We start from the raw sequence: 17381 nt of genomic DNA on the forward strand, positions 1-17381 counted from the left end.
TATCCTCAGAACTGGTAGCGACGCAGACGTCGCTGAATACCGAACAGATAGACACAGACGCCGATCAGAATGATGAAGAACATCAGCGAGGCGATCGTTGCACCCATATTCTTGTCGCCAACCTGAAGCTGGAAACCGAAGAAGGTGCGGAACATGAATGTGCCGAGAATATCGGTGGAATAATTAGGTCCTGCCAGTGCACCCTGCGCCGAATAGATCAGATCGAACGCATTGAAATTGCCGACAAAGGTCAGAATGGAGATAATCCCGATGGACGGCAGGATCAGCGGCAGCTTGATCTTCCAGAACTGTGACGCGCCGGTAATGCCGTCGCATTCCGCAGCTTCAATAATCTCATCAGGAATAGACAGCAGCGCCGCATAGATCAGCATCATCGGAATACCGATAAACTGCCAGACGGAAATCAGACCAAGTGTTGTCAGCGCATATTCTTTCTGGCCAAGCCACGGTGCGAACAGGCTCTTCAGCCCCACCAGATCCAGCATATTTGGTGCCACGCCCCAAAGCGGTGACAGGATCAGCTTCCACACGAAGCCGACAATCACAAAGGACAGAATGGTCGGAATAAAAATCGCCGAGCGGTAGAAAGCGGCAAAGCGCAATTTCGGATGGCTGAGCAATGCGGCAAGCAAAATACCGATCGGGTTCTGCACCACCATATGGATGATAAAGAACCACATATTATTGCCCAGCGCGTTCCAGAAACTCGCCGACCAGCGCTCATCACCGAGCAATGTGCGGAAATTATCCAGACCGACAAAAAAGCTTTCCTGATTTTCAACGCGGAACAGCGACAATTGCATGGTTCCGAAAAGCGGCAGGATCATAATAGCCGTATAAACCAGCACCGCCGGTGCCAGAAAAACCGCTATATGCCAGCGGAAAGGCGGTTTGCTTGTCGAATTTCGCGCCATACCGGTCGTAAGCTTTCAAACAGGGCATTTCCGGCAGAGCGACTTTTGTCTTGTGCGGAACATGCATAAAAAACAGGTAACAATAATAACACGGCAAAAAAGCCATCCGCCTGCCCCCGCACCACATCTTCAGCAGATAGTGGCACGGGTTGCGGCGAATGGCTTTAATTCATGTTACTTCTCAGGCTTGTACCAGCTGTCGAGGCCTTTTTGCAGCTTTTCGCCGGCCTGTTCAGGTGTCACTGTACCATTGATAACATTGGCGGATTCAATCCAGGTTTCGTTTTCCAGATTTGGTGTACCGCGCGAGAGGATCTGGTAGGTCGAACGGATGGTCGACTTACAATCCTTACGCCAGCCAACCATTTCCGCAGCCAGCGGGTCTTCCAGTTTGATTTCATTGGAAGACAGGCTGAAGAAGCCCGGCAGAGCATTCGCATAAATGGTTGCGAATTCATCCGATGCCACCCAGTTCAGGAACTTGGCAGCCGCTTCCGGATTTTTAGTCTTGGCATTCATGCCGATACCCAGATCGTTGTGATCGGAGATATAGCAGGTGTCGCCGTCTTTACGAACCGGAGGCGGAAACGCGCCCATTTTGAAATCAACCTGCGGGTTGAAAACGCTGATTTCCCATGAACCGGTCGGATAGATTGCGGCGCGGCCGAGGGTGAACAGGTTCTGGCTGTCCGGATAGGTCTGCGCTTCGAAACCGTCACCCAGATAATCTTTCCATTTTGCAAGGGTCTTATAAGGGTCAACCCAGTCCGCATCGGTCAGCTTCTGTGTACCGGCGATCAGAGCCTTACGGCCTTCCTCACCCTTCCAATATGTCGGGCCGATATTCTGGTAGCCCATCGTTGCGGCTTCCCAAAGATCTTTGGTGCCCATAGCCATCGGAATATAGTTGCCGTCAGCTTTGATCTTGTCGAGCGCTGCGAAGAATTCTTCTTCAGTCTTAGGAACGCTGACGCCTACTTTTTCAAAGGCATCTTTGTTATAGATGAAGCCATGAATAACCGAGGCAACCGGCACGCAGAAAGATGTCTTGCCGTCATCGGTCTGCCATGCGGATTTCGCCACATCGCTGAAATTCTTCATGCCATCGAGATCGTTGAGCGAAGACAGCTGACCTTTTTCATAAAGCGCCAGTGACTTGTCGAACGGACGGCAGGTGATGATGTCACCGGCAGTACCGGCATCAAGCTTGGCACCCAGCGCCGCATCATATTCGGTTGGTGTAGAAGGATTGAAGGTAACTTTAATACCCGGATTGGCTGCTTCAAAAGCCGGAATGAGCTTTTCCTGCCAGATCGGCAGATCGTCATTACGCCAGCTTTCAATGGTCAGCGTTACATCCTGCGCCGAAGCGGCCGATACAGCACCCAATACGGAAGCACCAAGAACACTTGATGCCAGCAAAGCGGAACTGAAGTTTTTAAAGTTCATTTTACTCTCCCCGCGCGCACTCATTCAGAGGCGTCATTGAAATATGTTTGTTTCTGTTCTCAGAGCACTTCCGATTTTCCGGATAGTCACTTTCAGATTTACCGTTGCAAAAAGCTGCACCGGTTGTTCATTATCAGCTGCCAATTCCGGCATACGGACAAAAATCATGTCCCTCAGCCTCAGAACAGAACCATTGATTGCAGAAAGAAAAACTTCGGGAATTTTTATGATGCAGGTTGCGGTATATTCCTCAAAATACCCCGTCCGGCACTCACAGCTCCCTTAAGACCTCTTCTCCCGTCTGTCCTCACACAGAGTAATGCGTAAATATCTTTTCCTGTCCAGCAAAAGCAAAGATTTTATCACCATTACTTGCATTCTCGGGCAGTCGTCTTATTCAAACAGCAATATTGGTTCTATTTTTTTCGACCATATGGATCATCATAAAAGACCATCCTTGAATACCAATTCACGTAACCGGAGCGAAAGCAGACGGATGCGACTCGCAAAAGCATTTGGCGGGCAATTAACTGGCCTTGCGGATAATTTAAAACGGTTTAAATGAAAATATTCTCGGAATTGGCAATTTGTGTTACCTGCAATAAAACCCGTATCAGAAACGGGCAGAGAATCGGGAGCATAATGTGGCGGATTATATTCTTGGCATAGACGGTGGCGGCACCGGATGCCGTGCAGCAATTGCAGATACAACAGGTAAAGTCTTAGGTACCGGTCAGGCAGGCCCTGCCAATATCATGACCGATATGGATATATCTGTGGTGAATATTCTTGCGGCTACCGATGCTGCACTGCTTGCTGCCGAATTGCCGGTAAAATCCTATAGCCGCATTACCGCCTGTCTTGGATTGGCGGGTGCCAATGTTTCCGGCGTTGCCGAACAATTGCAGCAAGCCCTGCCCTTTGCCAGAAGCAGCGTGGTCTCCGACGGTATTATCGCGTTACAGGGTGCTATCGGCGATCAGGATGGGGTTGTGGTTATCCTCGGCACCGGCTCTGTTTATATTTCCCGCCGCAATCATACTGTCACTATGAAAGGTGGCTGGGGGTTCAAAGTCAGTGATCTGGGCGGCGGTGCACGCCTTGGCCAGAAGCTTCTGGAAGAATCCCTGCTGGCCTATGACGGTATTTATCAGCGCACACCGCTCAGCAATGCGCTGCTTGCCCATTTTGACAATGAACCGCATGCCATTGTGCGCTTCGCGCATGATGCACGCCCGAATGATTTTGGTCGTTTTGCTCCGATGGTTTTTGAATATGCTGCGCAAAATGACCCGCTGGCAGAGAAAATCCTCAAACAATCGGTCGAGACGATTGAAGCCGCTCTCGACGTATCCATGAGTGACGATCAGCCGGTTCTGTCTCTGATTGGCGGTCTCGGCGCGCTTTATGGCCCTCGTTTGTCTGCACGCTATCAGCCGCGCCTGCGGGTACCAGAAGCCGATGCTCTGACCGGTGCAGTTGCCCTCGCGGCCAAATTAAACAGCAAAGCCGCAGCGCTCTGATGACCCGTATCAATTGCATACCACCACAGGAGCTGACGGGCCCGCATCTGGTGGCTGAATATCGTGAGCTGCCGCGGATTTTCACGCTTGCCCGCGCAGCAATCGAACGCGGAGAGAAGCCGGATGATCCGCGCAATCCGCGCAGCTACACTTTGGGCAAAGGCCATGTGCGGTTCTTCTATCCGCGTCTGGGCTTTCTCGTGCAACGGCAACAGGCATTGATTGATGAAATGCTGCGCCGCGGCTATCAGCCGTCTTACCAATCGACAGCACATCTTATTGAAGGCATTCCGCAACACTGGTGTGCTGACTGGCAGCCGGATGAAGCAGCAATTGCCATCAACAAAGCACGGATTGCCGAACGCCTGAACAAACTCAATTCAAAAGATTAAAATATTTCTATATCTTATTGATAAAAATAAAAAACTCCGCATTCATCATGCGGAGTTTTTTGTATTCTATAAAGCTGAAATCAGCACTCAACCACATTCACAGCAAGCCCGCCGAGACTGGTTTCTTTATAGCGCTCATTCATATCCACGCCGGTCTGGCGCATCGTTTCGATACAGGCATCCAGCGGCACAAAATGCGTACCATCGCCCTTTACAGCCAATGACGCACCGGTCACAGCCTTCACCGCACCCAGCGCATTGCGCTCGATGCAAGGCACCTGCACCAGTCCGGCAATCGGATCGCAGGTCATGCCCAGATGATGCTCCAGTGCGATCTCTGCAGCATTCTCGATCTGCTCCGGCGTTCCGCCCAGCACAGCAGCAAGCCCTGCGGCAGCCATAGCCGAAGCCGAGCCGACCTCCCCCTGACAGCCAACCTCAGCGCCGGAAATCGACGCATTATGTTTGATAATGCCGCCAACCGCTGAAGAGGTCAGCAGAAAGTCACGAATGCCCTTCTGGTCAGCATCATCATGGAAATGCAGGTAATAGCGCATGACGGCAGGCACGACACCAGCTGCACCATTGGTCGGTGCGGTAACAACGCGGCCACCGGCAGCGTTTTCCTCATTCACCGCCATCGCATAGACGGACAGCCAGTCATTAGCGAGCAGCGGATTATGACGGTTCTGGCGCCATTCTTCATTGAGCCGGTCATGCAACTGCTTGGCACGGCGGCGCACCTTCAGCCCGCCCGGCATAATGCCTTCCTGTGTCAGCCCGCGCTCAATACAACTGCGCATGGCATCCCAGATTTTATCCAGCCCCGCATCCAGCTCTTCACGGCTCATACGGGTTTCTTCATTAGCGCGTTTCATTTCCGCGATGGAAAGACCGCTTGCCGCAGACATTTGCAGCATCTCTTTCGCCGTGGAGAAAGGATAAGGCACATTATCGTCAACCTGCTTCTTGCCGCCGCTTACACGCGTTGCATTCAGCTCTTCTTCGGTGACAATAAAGCCGCCGCCGATCGAATAATAAACGCGGCGCAGCAAAACACGGTCGTCACGATCCAGTGCTTCAAAAGCCAGACCATTGGCATGACCCGGCAAAGCCACTTTACGATCCATTACCAGATCGGCTTTGGGGTCAAAATCATAGGCAGGATGACCGCCCGGGCGAATTTTGTGTTCTTCATTCACCTTGGCCAGCAGATCGTCCATTTTATCCGGATCAATATTGGCCGGTAAAAAACCGCAAAGGCCGAGAATAACCGCCCGATCCGTCGCATGGCCGATACCGGTAAAAGCCAGCGAGCCATGCAGATAGGCCTTGATACGTGTCACTTTCGCATTATGCGGACGTGGCCACTCGCCGTCTTTCAGCTCTTTCAGAAACTGATGCCCTGCCGTCATCGGCCCCATTGTATGGGAGCTGGACGGCCCGATGCCAATTTTAAACAGATCAAAAACTGACAGGAACATAGAAGATACCGTTCTTTCATTTCCAGAGCATATCGCAGTTAAATGGACTCATTTAGCGCCCGCTAGTATGCGACAAAGTAAAGAATCCAGAGCGAGCGTTGTAGCTAAAATTATGAGCCACACGCTCTAAAAAGCGCAGGCAAATCACCGCCCGCAAACTCCCTCATCTCAAGCCCTATATAACCCGTTATGCGGTTCTGTAAAACCGGATCAGATAAGTGTCTCATTTAATATGGTGGCAACATGCGCGGATTGCACCAAAAAACAGCAAGAAAGCGACAATGTTTGAAATATCGCCCTTAAAAAACAGGTTCCAGCAAATCCGGTAGCACAATAAAAAATCACCGGGCTTAAAAGCACCGGTGATCTGAACGCTCTGAAATTTCTTTTGAATATCCGTAATTACACGGAGAACAAATAGGTCAACAAAATTACAGCGGCCAATCCAATAACTGCCCAAAGGGTTACACCCCAGCAGGACTTCTGAACTGTTTCATCCATGGAATATTTTACTCGTTTCCGGTATTTCATTCATGAGAACATGCACCGCACTCATTGCTATGCCTGTGTCTTATTTATAGTCCAAAGCCGGTTCACAAGCAATCTGCAATTGCAACGAAACCATGACATAGCAGCTATGCAAATTTACCATGATAGAAATTATTATTTAAATTCAATAATTTAATTGCAAAACCTCATCTTGTCATATTTACCATTTCGGCCAAATTCTGTCTGAACTGCATGTCATAACCACACATTAAAGCCAGTTACCCTCCGTTACTGCGCCAGTCTGCCCGCCAAATCACGACAAATCTCCGGTCATCTGTCAGCTTGTCACCGGCATGAACTCATTATAGCTATAGGCAATCAAATCCATACAAACGCCTCAGCTGAAAGTCTGCAATGAATCCGGCCAGCACTGCCCTTAACGCTGAAACACCGACGAAATCCAGTTCACGTCTCGGACGACTGGATATTGCCCGCGGGCTGGCACTGATTGCCATGGCGATCTATCATTTCGGCTGGGATCTGGAATTTTTCGGCTATCTGGTGCAAGGCAGTGCCAGTCAGGGCTGGTGGCGGATTTTTGCCCGCTGCATCGCTTCCAGCTTTCTCTTTCTGGTCGGCTTCAGTCTGGTGCTTGCCCATGGCCGCGCCATTCGCTGGCAGCCATTTTTCAAACGTCTGGCGCAAGTGGTTATTGCCGCCGCCGCAATCAGCCTGCTGACATGGTTTTTCATGCCGCAAGGCTTTATCTTCTTCGGCATTCTGCATCAGATCGCACTGGCAAGCCTGCTCGGCCTGCTATTTCTTCGTATGCCCGCATGGATCACCGTTGCAGTGGCCGCAGCAATCATAGCCACACCGGTTTATTTCCGCGCAGAAATTTTCGACCATCCGGCGCTGTGGTGGGTTGGCCTTTCGACCGTCAATCCCGTTTCCAACGATTATGTACCGCTGTTTCCGTGGTTTGGCGCAGTGCTGCTTGGCATTGCGGCGGCGCGTATCATGCAGTCAACCGGTTTGCTGCGCTTGCTGCAAGGCGGGATCAAACCGCAATGGCTGGAACGTCTGCTCATCTTTATCGGCCGTCACAGCCTGATCTTTTATCTGGTGCATCAACCGGTTCTGATCGGCCTGCTCTACGGATTTTCGGCAATCCTCCCGCCATCACCGGCAATTCAGGCAGCGAATTTTGTCCAGCAATGCACAATCCAGTGCAGTGCCGACAGTGACCCGCAACTATGCCAAATCTATTGCGGTTGTATGTTGGAGAATATCCAGAGCAACCAGCTGACCAATCTCTTGAAAAGCAGCACCACAACGGATGAAGAGCGCGAAAAACTCAGCACATTCTCCGCACAATGTGTCGCTAAAACGCAAGAAGGGCAGCCTGTTCAATAAGAATAGGCTGCCCTTCCGCTTAATTAAATTCGCTATCAGGTGCGCACACCCAGCTCAGCCATGCGCCCGATGCAGGCTTCTTCAACCTGATCCAGTTCGCTCAATGTCTCGTCAATATCGCGGCGTTTCTGGCGTAAATCCTCACGCTTTTCTTCAACGCGCTTAATGAGCAGGCGCAGCTGACCGGCCTCACCCGGCGGTTCGCGATACATCTGGATAATTTCGTGAATTTCAGCAATCGAAAAGCCGAGCCGTTTGCCACGCATAATCTGTTTAAGCAAATGCCGGTCTGAAGGACGGAAAAGACGTGTCCGACCACGACGCAGAGGATGAATTAACCCCTCGTCTTCATAAAAGCGCAGAGTTCGTGTGGAAATCCCAAACTCCCTCGTCAGCTCCGTAATCGAATAATATTCACGCATTCAGTCCACCAACTTGTTTTCTTCTCTTTGTGACATCGCATTTACGTAAAAGTCAATATTTCATTCGCAATTGCTTGATAGTCATTGCCGGATTGTTTTTGAGAGTGCCCGAAAAACAATCCGGCCTGTAAAAATCTCATTTTTGCTGTAAATCGCGAAAATCCCCGCTCACAAAGCAAAATATCATTCAATATTAAATTATAAAAATTACGCAACAAAAAATCGCATAAGACGCATATTACGCAACTTTAAAACACACAGGATTTAAGAGAACGAGAAACCGAACCACCAGGTCGCCAGACCGAGAAAGGCAAAAAAGCCGATCACATCCGTCACAGTGGTCACAAAAACCGCAGATGCAATGGCCGGATCCGCACCCAGACGGTGCAACAGCAACGGAATGAGAATTCCGCCCAAGGCTGCCGCCAGCATATTGATAATCATTGCACTGCCGATAATGCCGCCGAGATGCCAGTTATCAAACCAATAACCCGCAACGGTGCCGATCATAATTGCAAACATCATGCCGTTAAGCAGCCCGATCAGCGCCTCACGGCGAATAACGCGTGCCGCATTGTGAATATCAATATTACGGGTGGCGATAGCGCGCACAGTTACTGTCATGGTCTGGGTTGCCGCATTACCGCCCATTGAGGCAACAATCGGCATCAGCACAGCCAGCGCTACCATCTGCTGGATGGTACCGTCAAACAGACCAATCACTGAGGCAGACAGAAAAGCCGTAAACAGATTGACGAACAGCCACGGCGAGCGCGAGCGGGCAATCGTCATGAAGCTGTCGGACAGTTCTTCATCACCCACACCACCGAGACGCATGATGTCTTCTTCGGCTTCTTCCTGAATAACATCCACCACATCGTCAATCGTCAGCACGCCGACAAGACGTTCATTCTCATCGAGAACAGCAGTGGATAGCAGGTTATATTGTTCAAAAATCTGTGCGGCTTCTTCCTGATCCATCGTCGCGGGAATAGCGTGGCGTGCCTCAACCATCAAGTCTTCCACACGCACAACACGCTGCACACGCAGCAGGCGGTCAAGATCAATCGTGCCAAGCAGATGAAAAGCCGGATCAATTACAAAAACCTGCGAAAACCTGTCCGGCAGGTCGTTATCCTCGCGCATATAGTCAATCGTCTGACCAATCGTCCAGAATGGCGGCACGGCGACAAATTCCGTCTGCATACGGCGCCCTGCACTGTCTTCCGGATATTCCAGCGCACGACGCAGCCGGATACGCTCGGTAAATGGCAGTTTGGCCAGAATCTCGTCCTGATCCTGCTGGTCCATATCCTCAAGAATATAAACCGCATCATCGGAATCGAGTTCCTGCACCCCCTCGGCAATCTGCTCATTGGGCATGGCATCCACGATCTCAAGACGGATCGCTTCATCAACTTCGGTCAGCGCTTCAAAGTCAAATTCTTCGCCGAGCAATTCCACCAGCGACTGACGCTCAGTGGCATCCAGAGCTTCAAGCAAATGGCCAAGTTCTGAGGGGTGCAGATCGCGCACTTCATCGCGCAGAAGATCGGCATCGCGCGCTTCAAGCGCAGCCTCAATACGGGTTACAAGCGCCTCACTGACAGAACCGTCCTCATCATACACATCGTCGCGGATATGTTTTTCGGAATCAATATTTTGGGACGGGTCAGTGTGCTGCATATGAACCGTTTCAGTGAGAGAGCAGAAAATGGATGGGAAAGAACGCAATCCGGAAAACAGCGTCTAACAGAACTGTATATCCGTTTTGTGTCGTATCTGTGCAATGCGCACAGCAACTCTATAAAAAGCCATAAGCATAATAACAAGGTACTGCACCGCAGCAAACCACCGGAAAAATGACTTATCATCGCCAATATGTCCGATGTGCAACACAGCTGAAATATGGGCAAAAAGCACTGATCCATAAATCTGCCCTGTAAAGCTGTCATAATTCATTCAAGCGTAGTCTAGAGCGGTTTGCGTTCAGATTGAACCATAGCGTCCGCTCTAGATTCTTTATTTGGTCGCATTTTCACAGCCGTCAAGTTGATCCAACTTGGCGAATTTAAGAGCGTCGAGTTGACCCAACTTGACTGTGAAATGCTCTAGCCCTCAATCCCCCTCCGTGCTAAGGCGGCAGACAGAAGCCTTCCGAACCCGCTCCAGACAGGTTTACGATGAGAAAAGCAGTCATTGCATTGATCGGCATTGGTGGTGTGGTCGCAGCATCCTGCGCTGGCACCTATTTCTATACAATGTCTGCCGGACAGCAGTCTCTGAAACAGCTTGCTCAGGAAGGCGGGTTTTGTAAAGACACCCGTCAGACAGATTGCGCAGACGGCGTAGAATATGCCAAATCCTATCTCTCGACGGAGTTCGGGCTTTCCCCGCGTGGCGTGCAATGGTGCATCGGCGTCGATGAAATCGCCGGCCGTGATTTCCTTCTCGGCGAGACCGTCAAAACGCTGTTTACCGAAATGCTGTATCTTCCCTGCAATGAGGATGAAACCCAGCAGCTACCGACTGACGAGGAATAAATGCGTCGTTTTCCTTTATTGCCTGTTCTTGCCTGGTTGATGCTGGCCTTGCTTCTTGCAGTCACCATTAGTCCGATCGGCTTTCGCCCGCATATTCCGGGCTATGTTACAGCTGAGCGCTTTACAATGCTGCTGGTGATCGGCCTGCTGTTTTGTCTGGCTTATCCGAAGCGCTGGGCACTGGTTCTGATTATGCTGATTTCTGCTGCCGGTTTGTTTGAACTGATGCAGCGCCTGACGCCCGACAGACATGGCGAAATCTCGGATTTCATTGTCAAATCCGCTGGTGCTATTGCCGGTGTTACACTCGGAAAAATCATTCTTTTCTGGAAACAATCTTTAAAATAATCAAAAAGATACTTCATCTTCTTCATAAAATGAAAAAGGCCGGTTTTCACCGGCCTTCATTCTATTTCATATATGCATCGGGGATTAATTCCCGTTACCTTTTCAGGCAACAAAATCACCCCCCGTTGCGTTTTACGCAACAAAGTCACTTTGCGTGCCGTGTGCTTCAATCGCCTGCGAGAGACGCAGCAGCGCATGAACATAAGCGGCGGTGCGCATGGTTACGCCTTTGTCCTTGGCAACATTCCAGATAGCGCGACCTTCCCGCTCCATAATCACGCGTAAGCGCGAATGGATTTCTTCCAGTTCCCAATAATAGCACTGGCGGTTCTGCACCCACTCAAAATAGGAAACGGTCACGCCACCGGCATTAGCCAGAATATCAGGCAGGATGGTTACGCCCATTTTCTCCAGAATAGCATCGGCTTCGGGCGTCACAGGACCATTGGCCAGCTCCACAATCAGCTTGGCTTTCACCGAACCGGCATTGCGTGCATGGATCATATCTTCCATAGCTGCAGGCACCAGCACATCACAGGCAACGCCGACCAGATCTTCCGCTGCCAGTGCTTCATGACCGCCATGCCCGACTGTTGCCAGAACCGAGCGGCCATTCTGCTTCGCATGGATCAGCGCCGCAACATCCAGACCGGATGCACAATAAACCGCGCCTTCAGAATCCGACACCGCAACGATCTTATGACCGTCACTGGTCATCAGCTTGGCCATATGCTGACCGGCATTACCAAAACCCTGAATGGTGACATGCAATTCTTCTGACAGCCCGAGATCGGCAGCCAGATGGCGCACCAGATAGAAACCGCCGCGCGCCGTTGCATCATCACGGCCAAGCGAACCGCCGAGCGCAATCGGCTTACCGGTAATCACAGCAGGCGATGACTGGCCGACAATCTGCGAATATTCGTCAGCCATCCAACCCATAATCATCGAATTGGTGTAAACATCCGGTGCCGGAATATCGCGGTCAGGCCCCAGAATACGGGCAAAAGCCTGAATATAAGCGCGTGACAACCGTTCCAGCTCTGCTTTGGAAAGTTTACGCGGATCAACCTGAATTGCGCCCTTGCCGCCGCCATAAGGCAGATTCATCACTGCGCATTTGAAGGTCATCCAGAACGCCAGTGTTTCCACTTCTTCAGCTGTTGATTCAGGATGGTAACGGATGCCGCCTTTTGTCGGGCCGCGTGTATCATCATAACGGCAACGCCATGCAATAAAGGATTTTCGTGATCCGTCATCCATACGGATCATCAGTCGCACCTTGGTAGTCTCTCGGGCAAATTTCAGCTTTTCGATAACATCCGCGTCAATATCCAGATGGCTGGCGGCTTCATCAAGACGAACAAGTGCATTTTCGAGAGGATTATCCTGCGACATCGAAATTTCCCTTTCTTGCGATTGCAGCATGAAAAATTACGTTTTGCATAACTTTTGCCAGCCATTCGCGCAATAAAAATATGGCAGCTATACTGACATTATGCAAAATCAGCACAATATCAGACCGTAAGCACATGATTAATGCGACATGCGCTGACGCGGAAATGTATATTAGAAAAATAATCTGACGCCGTGTCCGCACAAATCCCTGACGGCGCATATTTTCACCACTTGATTCGTATCAGCGGGATTTCAGTTCTATGTCCTGCCAATGATTTTTACGCATCAATGCGCAATTTAATACAATTCATAACTATATATCCATATAAACAAATCTTTATATCATTATTGACATTCGTTTTTTGATGATGCAGTCTCTGCATATCGTGGTTCTTTCCTGCAATTGCGCAATCCTCCCAAACCTTTGCCCGATTGTATGAAAGCTAAGAGGGAATGCGCTGCGGCCAACAAATCGGCTTTCAGGCAACTGAAATGGCGACATTTCGGGAAGACCGGAAGCGAAGGATGACCCGCAAGCCAGTAGACCTGCCCGTTACATTTTTAAAAGACAGAAAGGGCTGCGCGCCTCCTGCCCGCAGCAACAATTTGCCAGCATTCGTCGGGGTATTGAAATGACCGTTACTACAGCCAATCTCGGTTTTCCGCGTATCGGAAAACAGCGCGAACTCAAATTCGCTCTTGAATCCTACTGGGCAGGCAAATCCTCACAGCAAGATCTGCTTGCCACGGCCAAATCCTTGCGCGCCGCCAACTGGAAACTGCAGCAGGAAAAAGGCATCAAGAACATTCCTTCCAATGACTTCTCCCTCTATGACCATGTGCTTGATCTGGCTGTAACGCTCGGCGTTATTCCGGCAGTCTATGGCTGGAAAAGCGGCAAGGTTGATCTGGACACCTATTTCGCATTGGCACGCGGGGGTAAGGTCATTATACCGATAGAACTGGCAAGTTGCAGCTGCGGCCGTGATCACGGCAACGGCGCCTCCGGTAATGGCGTACCCGCACTGGAAATGACCAAATGGTTCGACACCAATTACCATTATATGGTGCCGGAATTCAGCGCCGGTCAGACATTCACCCTGACCGACAATAAAGCGCTCAACGAATTCAATGAAGCCAAAGAACTTGGCATTCACACCCGCCCTGTTCTGCTCGGGCCAGTCTCTTTCCTCAAGCTCGGCAAATCCAACGATGCCAATTTTGATCTGAACAAGACACTGGAAGCCCTGCTGCCGGTCTATACGGAAATCCTTGCCCAGCTTCATGCAGCAGGCGCTGACTGGGTGCAGATTGACGAGCCGGTTCTGAGCCTTGATCTCGATGCCCGCGATCACGAAGCCATCCGCACGGGCTATGAGTTTCTGGCGGGAAAACTGCCGGAACTGAAAATCCTGCTGGCCAATTATTTCGGCTCCTATGGCGACAATCTGCTGACCGCTATCACACTGCCGGTTGCCGGTTTGCATCTTGATCTGGTTCGCGCACCACAGGATCTTGATGCCGCTGCTAAAATCGCCCGCCCTGATCTGGTGCTCTCACTCGGTGTAATCGATGGCCGCAATATCTGGCGTGCTGATCTGCGTGCCATTGCCGGACGTGTAAAATCAGTCATCGCCAAGCGTGGCGCAGATAATGTGCAGATTGCACCATCCTGCTCGCTGCTGCATGTGCCGATTGATCTGGCATCGGAAAAGAAACTCGATACGGAAATTCGTCAGTCGCTGGCTTTTGCCGTGCAGAAACTGGAAGAACTGGCTGTGCTCGGCACAGTTCTTGGCGACAAACCGGAAGCTACTGAGCCCGCATTGAAAGCCTCGGATAAAGCAATTGCTGCCCGCAAAGCCTCAGCCAAGGTCAATAATAAGGCAGTGCAGGCACGCGTTGCAGCGATTACTGATGCGCAGTCGCATCGTAACAGCCCGTTTGATGCACGCGTCAAATTGCAGGCAGATCATCTGAAACTGCCCCTCTATCCGACAACAACCATCGGCTCTTTCCCGCAGACAACAGAGATTCGTCAGGCACGTTCGCGCTTCACCAAAGGCGAATTGTCTGCTGCCGACTATCAAAATTTCCTTGAGCAGGAAACCGAAACAGCGATCCGCTGGCAGGAGGAAATCGGCATTGACGTTCTGGTACACGGCGAATTCGAACGCAATGACATGGTGCAATATTTCGGCGAGCAGCTTGACGGCTATGCCTTCACCCAATCCGGCTGGGTACAAAGCTACGGCTCGCGCTATGTGCGCCCTCCGGTAATCTATGGTGATGTTTCCCGTCCGGTTGCCATGACCGTTGAATGGGCAAAATTCGCCCAGAGCAAAACCGACAAGCCGATGAAAGGTATGCTCACCGGCCCTGTCACCATGCTGCAATGGTCATTCGTGCGGGATGATCTGCCACGTTCCGAGGTTTGCCGCCAGATTGCTCTGGCATTGCGTGATGAAGTGACTGACCTCGAAGCCGCAGGTATCAGCATTATCCAGATTGATGAACCGGCTCTGCGTGAAGGCTTGCCGCTGCGTAAAAGCGACTGGGCAGCCTATCTGGAATGGGCTGTGACAGCGTTCCGTCTTAGCGCCGCTGGCGTGAAAGATGAAACCCAGATCCACACCCATATGTGCTACTCGGAATTCAACGACATTATGCCTGCGATTGCAGCACTGGATGCTGATGTGATTTCGATTGAAACCTCACGCTCCAAAATGGAACTGCTGAGTGCTTTCTCTGAACAGGGCTATCCGAATGAAATCGGTCCGGGTGTCTATGACATTCACTCGCCACGTATTCCTGATGTGGAAGAAATGGTCGATCTGATCGGGAAAGCAGCCCAGAAGCTTAAGGCGCAGCAGATTTGGGTCAATCCGGATTGCGGTTTGAAAACCCGAGGCTGGGCAGAAACCAAACCGGCTCTTGTCAATCTGGTTGAAGCTGCCCGCCAGCTGCGCGCCGCTGCCTGACAATTAAGACAAGCAGCACAAACAAGATAAAAGCTGTGACAGTCCCCACTGTCACGGCTTTTTCATTATGTGACAAATACGGATTGAATATTGAAAAACAATAAGATGGAATATCTTCCTGATATAACGGGTCAATAACCGGCATCACTATGCCGTCACCAAACCTTGTATAATGGCCTTATGCGCCGTAAAAGCGCGAAAGATAGAGTATGTCGCAGCTAAATGGACTCATTTAGCGTTCGCGAACATGCGGCAAATTAAAGAATCTAGAGCGAGCACTGTGATCTAATCTGAACGTAACCGCTCTAGTGTTTAAATACCGGATAAGGACATGCCTTCTGCAACCCGACAAAGGCATGCAAGGACAAATCCATGACAGCGCCCCTGAATGACGACCAAAAAATCCAACCATCTGATGAGATGATTTATGGTCAGGATGTGCCTCTGATTTCACGTCTCGTGACCGTTGTTTTCCCCGGAGACACCAACCATCACGGCACATTATTCGGCGGTGCAGGTTTTGCGCTGATGGATCGCGTGGCGTTCATTGCTGCCACCCGTCATGGCCGCGTGCCTTTTGTAACCGCCTCCTGTGAACGTATTGATTATACAGCGCCGGTTAAGCTCGGGCAGGTTGTTGAACTGACTGCCAGAGTTATCCGTGTCGGCCGCACCTCGCTTTCGGTTGAAGTGGAAATGGTGGCAGAAAATATGATCGGCGGCGAGCGTGTGCTCTGTACCCGCGGACTGTTCCACATGGTTGCCAAGACGGAGCTGACAAAAGACAAAGCATGGAGCCTGCCGCCTATGCCGAAGACAGAAACAGCAGAGATTATTGACGACCAGCCGACACTTTTACGTATGTCGGATGTGGTTTTTGCGGATCAGGCCAATTCCTATGGCACCATGTTCGGTGGCGAGGCTATGGCTGAAATGAGCAAAAGTGCTTTCATTGCCGCTACCCGTTATTGCCGCCTGCCAACCGTGCTGGCTTCTTCCCGCAGAATGGATTTCAAATATCCGGTGCGTGTGGGTTCTATTCTTGAACTCGTGTCCAAAGTTATCAAATCCGGCCGCAGCTCTGTCGTTGTTTCCACCGAACTCTGGTCGGAAGATCTGATGAGCGGTGAACGCCTGATGACTGCAAAAGGTGAATTCACCATGGTAGCGGTGGATGAAAGCGGCCATCCGGTGCCGGTACTGGCTGAAGAAGGCTCACGCCCTTAACTGCATCAATTCATGCCGGCAAAATCGTGTAATTTTGCCGGCATGTCCGGCCATTTAACCGCCAATTGCACTACAAATACAACAACTTACAAAAAACACTTTTATTCAAATCATATTTTGTATATTTCTCAAATCCATAATATTTCATACTAAAGTGTATTTAATTTCAGAATACTTATTGAATATCATAAAATAAATTTTGAGGCCATTATGCATCAATTCATTAAAGCCACAGCATTACTACTCTTCCTCACCCCTTCCGCACAGGCGCAATCTATCTGGCACGGCAATCATATTCCAGTTACACTCCAGCAGGATGAAAAACCGGAAATTTTTACCGCACCGGACTATAAACCCGGTGTCATTCGCCACATTGTCCTGTTTCGCTACAGGCCTGATGTAAGTGATGCACAACGCATGGCCGTTTTACTGCGTTTCCGGAATATGAAGCACACAGCAAGGCGCAATGGTGAGCCTTATATTGTTTCCATTCATGCGGGCAGACAAAACAGTTTTGAAAATCTTGGTCAGGGTTTCGATCAGGCATTTATTGTCAAATTCCGCTCTGAAGGTGACCGGAACTATTATGTCGGCACACCGGCCGTGATCGATCCGGCCTTTTACGATCCCGAACATCAGAAGTTCAAAGAATTTGTTGCGCCGCTATTGGCTGATCGGGGCTCGCTGGTCTTTGATTTTGTCTCCGACAAATAATCCATGCTCCAAAAACAAAAAGGCGGCAGCTTTTTGCTACCGCCTCTTCTGTACAGTCAC

14 protein-coding genes are annotated in these 17381 nt (G+C 50.5%); 8 read left to right on the top strand and 6 right to left on the bottom strand.

The window, feature by feature from the left end; translation table 11 throughout:
- Window positions 1–5: 5 nt before the first annotated feature.
- Both K1X45_RS03025 and K1X45_RS03030 read right to left on the bottom strand, forming a co-directional pair.
- Window positions 6–935 carry a carbohydrate ABC transporter permease gene (locus tag K1X45_RS03025; protein WP_220159808.1) on the bottom strand — a complete coding sequence of 310 codons (930 nt, stop codon included), beginning with the start codon at window positions 933–935 and terminating at the stop codon, window positions 6–8.
- A 174-nt stretch (window positions 936–1109) separates the two neighbouring features.
- Window positions 1110–2384, bottom strand: coding sequence for an ABC transporter substrate-binding protein (locus K1X45_RS03030; RefSeq protein WP_220159809.1), 1275 nt, complete (start codon window positions 2382–2384; stop codon window positions 1110–1112).
- 644 nt (window positions 2385–3028) lie between these two features.
- Between K1X45_RS03030 and K1X45_RS03035 the strand changes: the two genes are divergently transcribed.
- Entirely contained in the window at window positions 3029–3907 is an 879-nt protein-coding gene (locus K1X45_RS03035) for a BadF/BadG/BcrA/BcrD ATPase family protein (protein WP_220159810.1), read from the top strand.
- Window positions 3907–4299, top strand: coding sequence for a pyrimidine dimer DNA glycosylase/endonuclease V (locus K1X45_RS03040; protein WP_220159811.1), 393 nt, complete (start codon window positions 3907–3909; stop codon window positions 4297–4299). The genes K1X45_RS03035 and K1X45_RS03040 overlap by 1 nt, the downstream gene beginning before the upstream one ends.
- A gap of 80 nt (window positions 4300–4379) precedes the next feature.
- Here K1X45_RS03040 and K1X45_RS03045 read toward each other — a convergent pair whose 3' ends face one another.
- Window positions 4380–5783, bottom strand: a complete 1404-nt coding sequence (locus tag K1X45_RS03045) for an L-serine ammonia-lyase (RefSeq protein WP_220159812.1) — start codon at window positions 5781–5783, stop codon at window positions 4380–4382.
- Window positions 5784–6686: 903 nt separating this feature from the next.
- On the opposite strand from K1X45_RS03045, the gene K1X45_RS03050 reads away from it, so the two are divergent.
- Entirely contained in the window at window positions 6687–7688 is a 1002-nt protein-coding gene (locus K1X45_RS03050) for a heparan-alpha-glucosaminide N-acetyltransferase (RefSeq protein ID WP_220159813.1), read from the top strand.
- Window positions 7689–7723: 35 nt separating this feature from the next.
- Here K1X45_RS03050 and K1X45_RS03055 read toward each other — a convergent pair whose 3' ends face one another.
- Window positions 7724–8110 (bottom strand): MerR family DNA-binding transcriptional regulator, encoded by a 387-nt coding sequence (locus tag K1X45_RS03055; RefSeq protein WP_022711931.1) that lies wholly within the window; start codon window positions 8108–8110, stop codon window positions 7724–7726.
- Window positions 8111–8374: 264 nt separating this feature from the next.
- Complete coding sequence (gene mgtE / locus K1X45_RS03060; protein WP_116087907.1) at window positions 8375–9796, bottom strand: magnesium transporter; 1422 nt, start codon at window positions 9794–9796, stop codon at window positions 8375–8377.
- A gap of 497 nt (window positions 9797–10293) precedes the next feature.
- On the opposite strand from mgtE, the gene K1X45_RS03065 reads away from it, so the two are divergent.
- Together K1X45_RS03065 and K1X45_RS03070 are read left to right on the top strand one after the other, a co-directional pair.
- The gene (locus K1X45_RS03065) at window positions 10294–10653 is read left to right on the top strand and encodes a hypothetical protein (protein WP_022711934.1); all 360 of its coding nucleotides are present in this window, start codon (window positions 10294–10296) and stop codon (window positions 10651–10653) included.
- Window positions 10654–11001: a VanZ family protein gene (locus K1X45_RS03070; protein WP_213598079.1), complete on the top strand. Its 348-nt coding sequence runs from the start codon at window positions 10654–10656 to the stop codon at window positions 10999–11001.
- A 132-nt stretch (window positions 11002–11133) separates the two neighbouring features.
- Here K1X45_RS03070 and K1X45_RS03075 read toward each other — a convergent pair whose 3' ends face one another.
- Window positions 11134–12399: a Glu/Leu/Phe/Val dehydrogenase gene (locus K1X45_RS03075; RefSeq protein ID WP_022711936.1), complete on the bottom strand. Its 1266-nt coding sequence runs from the start codon at window positions 12397–12399 to the stop codon at window positions 11134–11136.
- 632 nt (window positions 12400–13031) lie between these two features.
- On the opposite strand from K1X45_RS03075, the gene metE reads away from it, so the two are divergent.
- The 3 genes from metE to K1X45_RS03090 all read left to right on the top strand — a co-directional run bounded on the left by metE (window position 13032) and on the right by K1X45_RS03090 (window position 17321).
- Window positions 13032–15380, top strand: a complete 2349-nt coding sequence (metE, locus tag K1X45_RS03080; RefSeq protein WP_220159814.1) for a 5-methyltetrahydropteroyltriglutamate--homocysteine S-methyltransferase — start codon at window positions 13032–13034, stop codon at window positions 15378–15380.
- Window positions 15381–15752: 372 nt separating this feature from the next.
- Window positions 15753–16607, top strand: a complete 855-nt coding sequence (locus K1X45_RS03085; RefSeq protein WP_255560505.1) for an acyl-CoA thioesterase — start codon at window positions 15753–15755, stop codon at window positions 16605–16607.
- Between the two features lie 210 nt (window positions 16608–16817).
- Window positions 16818–17321, top strand: coding sequence for a Dabb family protein (locus K1X45_RS03090; RefSeq protein ID WP_220159815.1), 504 nt, complete (start codon window positions 16818–16820; stop codon window positions 17319–17321).
- Window positions 17322–17381 lie beyond the last annotated feature (60 nt).

Source organism: Pseudochrobactrum sp. Wa41.01b-1, from assembly GCF_019464455.1.
GTDB lineage: Bacteria > Pseudomonadota > Alphaproteobacteria > Rhizobiales > Rhizobiaceae > Pseudochrobactrum > Pseudochrobactrum saccharolyticum.

What these genes read in the sequence shown, in the direction of transcription:
- metE (WP_220159814.1), top strand. Translation starts at nt 13,032, where the DNA reads ATGACCGTTACTACAGCCAATCTCGGTTTTCCGCGTATCGGAAAACAG.
- K1X45_RS03030 (WP_220159809.1), bottom strand. Translation starts at nt 2,384, where the DNA reads ATGAACTTTAAAAACTTCAGTTCCGCTTTGCTGGCATCAAGTGTTCTT.
- K1X45_RS03090 (WP_220159815.1), top strand. Translation starts at nt 16,818, where the DNA reads ATGCATCAATTCATTAAAGCCACAGCATTACTACTCTTCCTCACCCCT.
- K1X45_RS03075 (WP_022711936.1), bottom strand. Translation starts at nt 12,399, where the DNA reads ATGTCGCAGGATAATCCTCTCGAAAATGCACTTGTTCGTCTTGATGAA.
- K1X45_RS03065 (WP_022711934.1), top strand. Translation starts at nt 10,294, where the DNA reads ATGAGAAAAGCAGTCATTGCATTGATCGGCATTGGTGGTGTGGTCGCA.
- K1X45_RS03045 (WP_220159812.1), bottom strand. Translation starts at nt 5,783, where the DNA reads ATGTTCCTGTCAGTTTTTGATCTGTTTAAAATTGGCATCGGGCCGTCC.
- K1X45_RS03040 (WP_220159811.1), top strand. Translation starts at nt 3,907, where the DNA reads ATGACCCGTATCAATTGCATACCACCACAGGAGCTGACGGGCCCGCAT.
- K1X45_RS03050 (WP_220159813.1), top strand. Translation starts at nt 6,687, where the DNA reads ATGAATCCGGCCAGCACTGCCCTTAACGCTGAAACACCGACGAAATCC.
- K1X45_RS03025 (WP_220159808.1), bottom strand. Translation starts at nt 935, where the DNA reads ATGGCGCGAAATTCGACAAGCAAACCGCCTTTCCGCTGGCATATAGCG.
- K1X45_RS03070 (WP_213598079.1), top strand. Translation starts at nt 10,654, where the DNA reads ATGCGTCGTTTTCCTTTATTGCCTGTTCTTGCCTGGTTGATGCTGGCC.
- mgtE (WP_116087907.1), bottom strand. Translation starts at nt 9,796, where the DNA reads ATGCAGCACACTGACCCGTCCCAAAATATTGATTCCGAAAAACATATC.
- K1X45_RS03055 (WP_022711931.1), bottom strand. Translation starts at nt 8,110, where the DNA reads ATGCGTGAATATTATTCGATTACGGAGCTGACGAGGGAGTTTGGGATT.
- K1X45_RS03085 (WP_255560505.1), top strand. Translation starts at nt 15,753, where the DNA reads ATGACAGCGCCCCTGAATGACGACCAAAAAATCCAACCATCTGATGAG.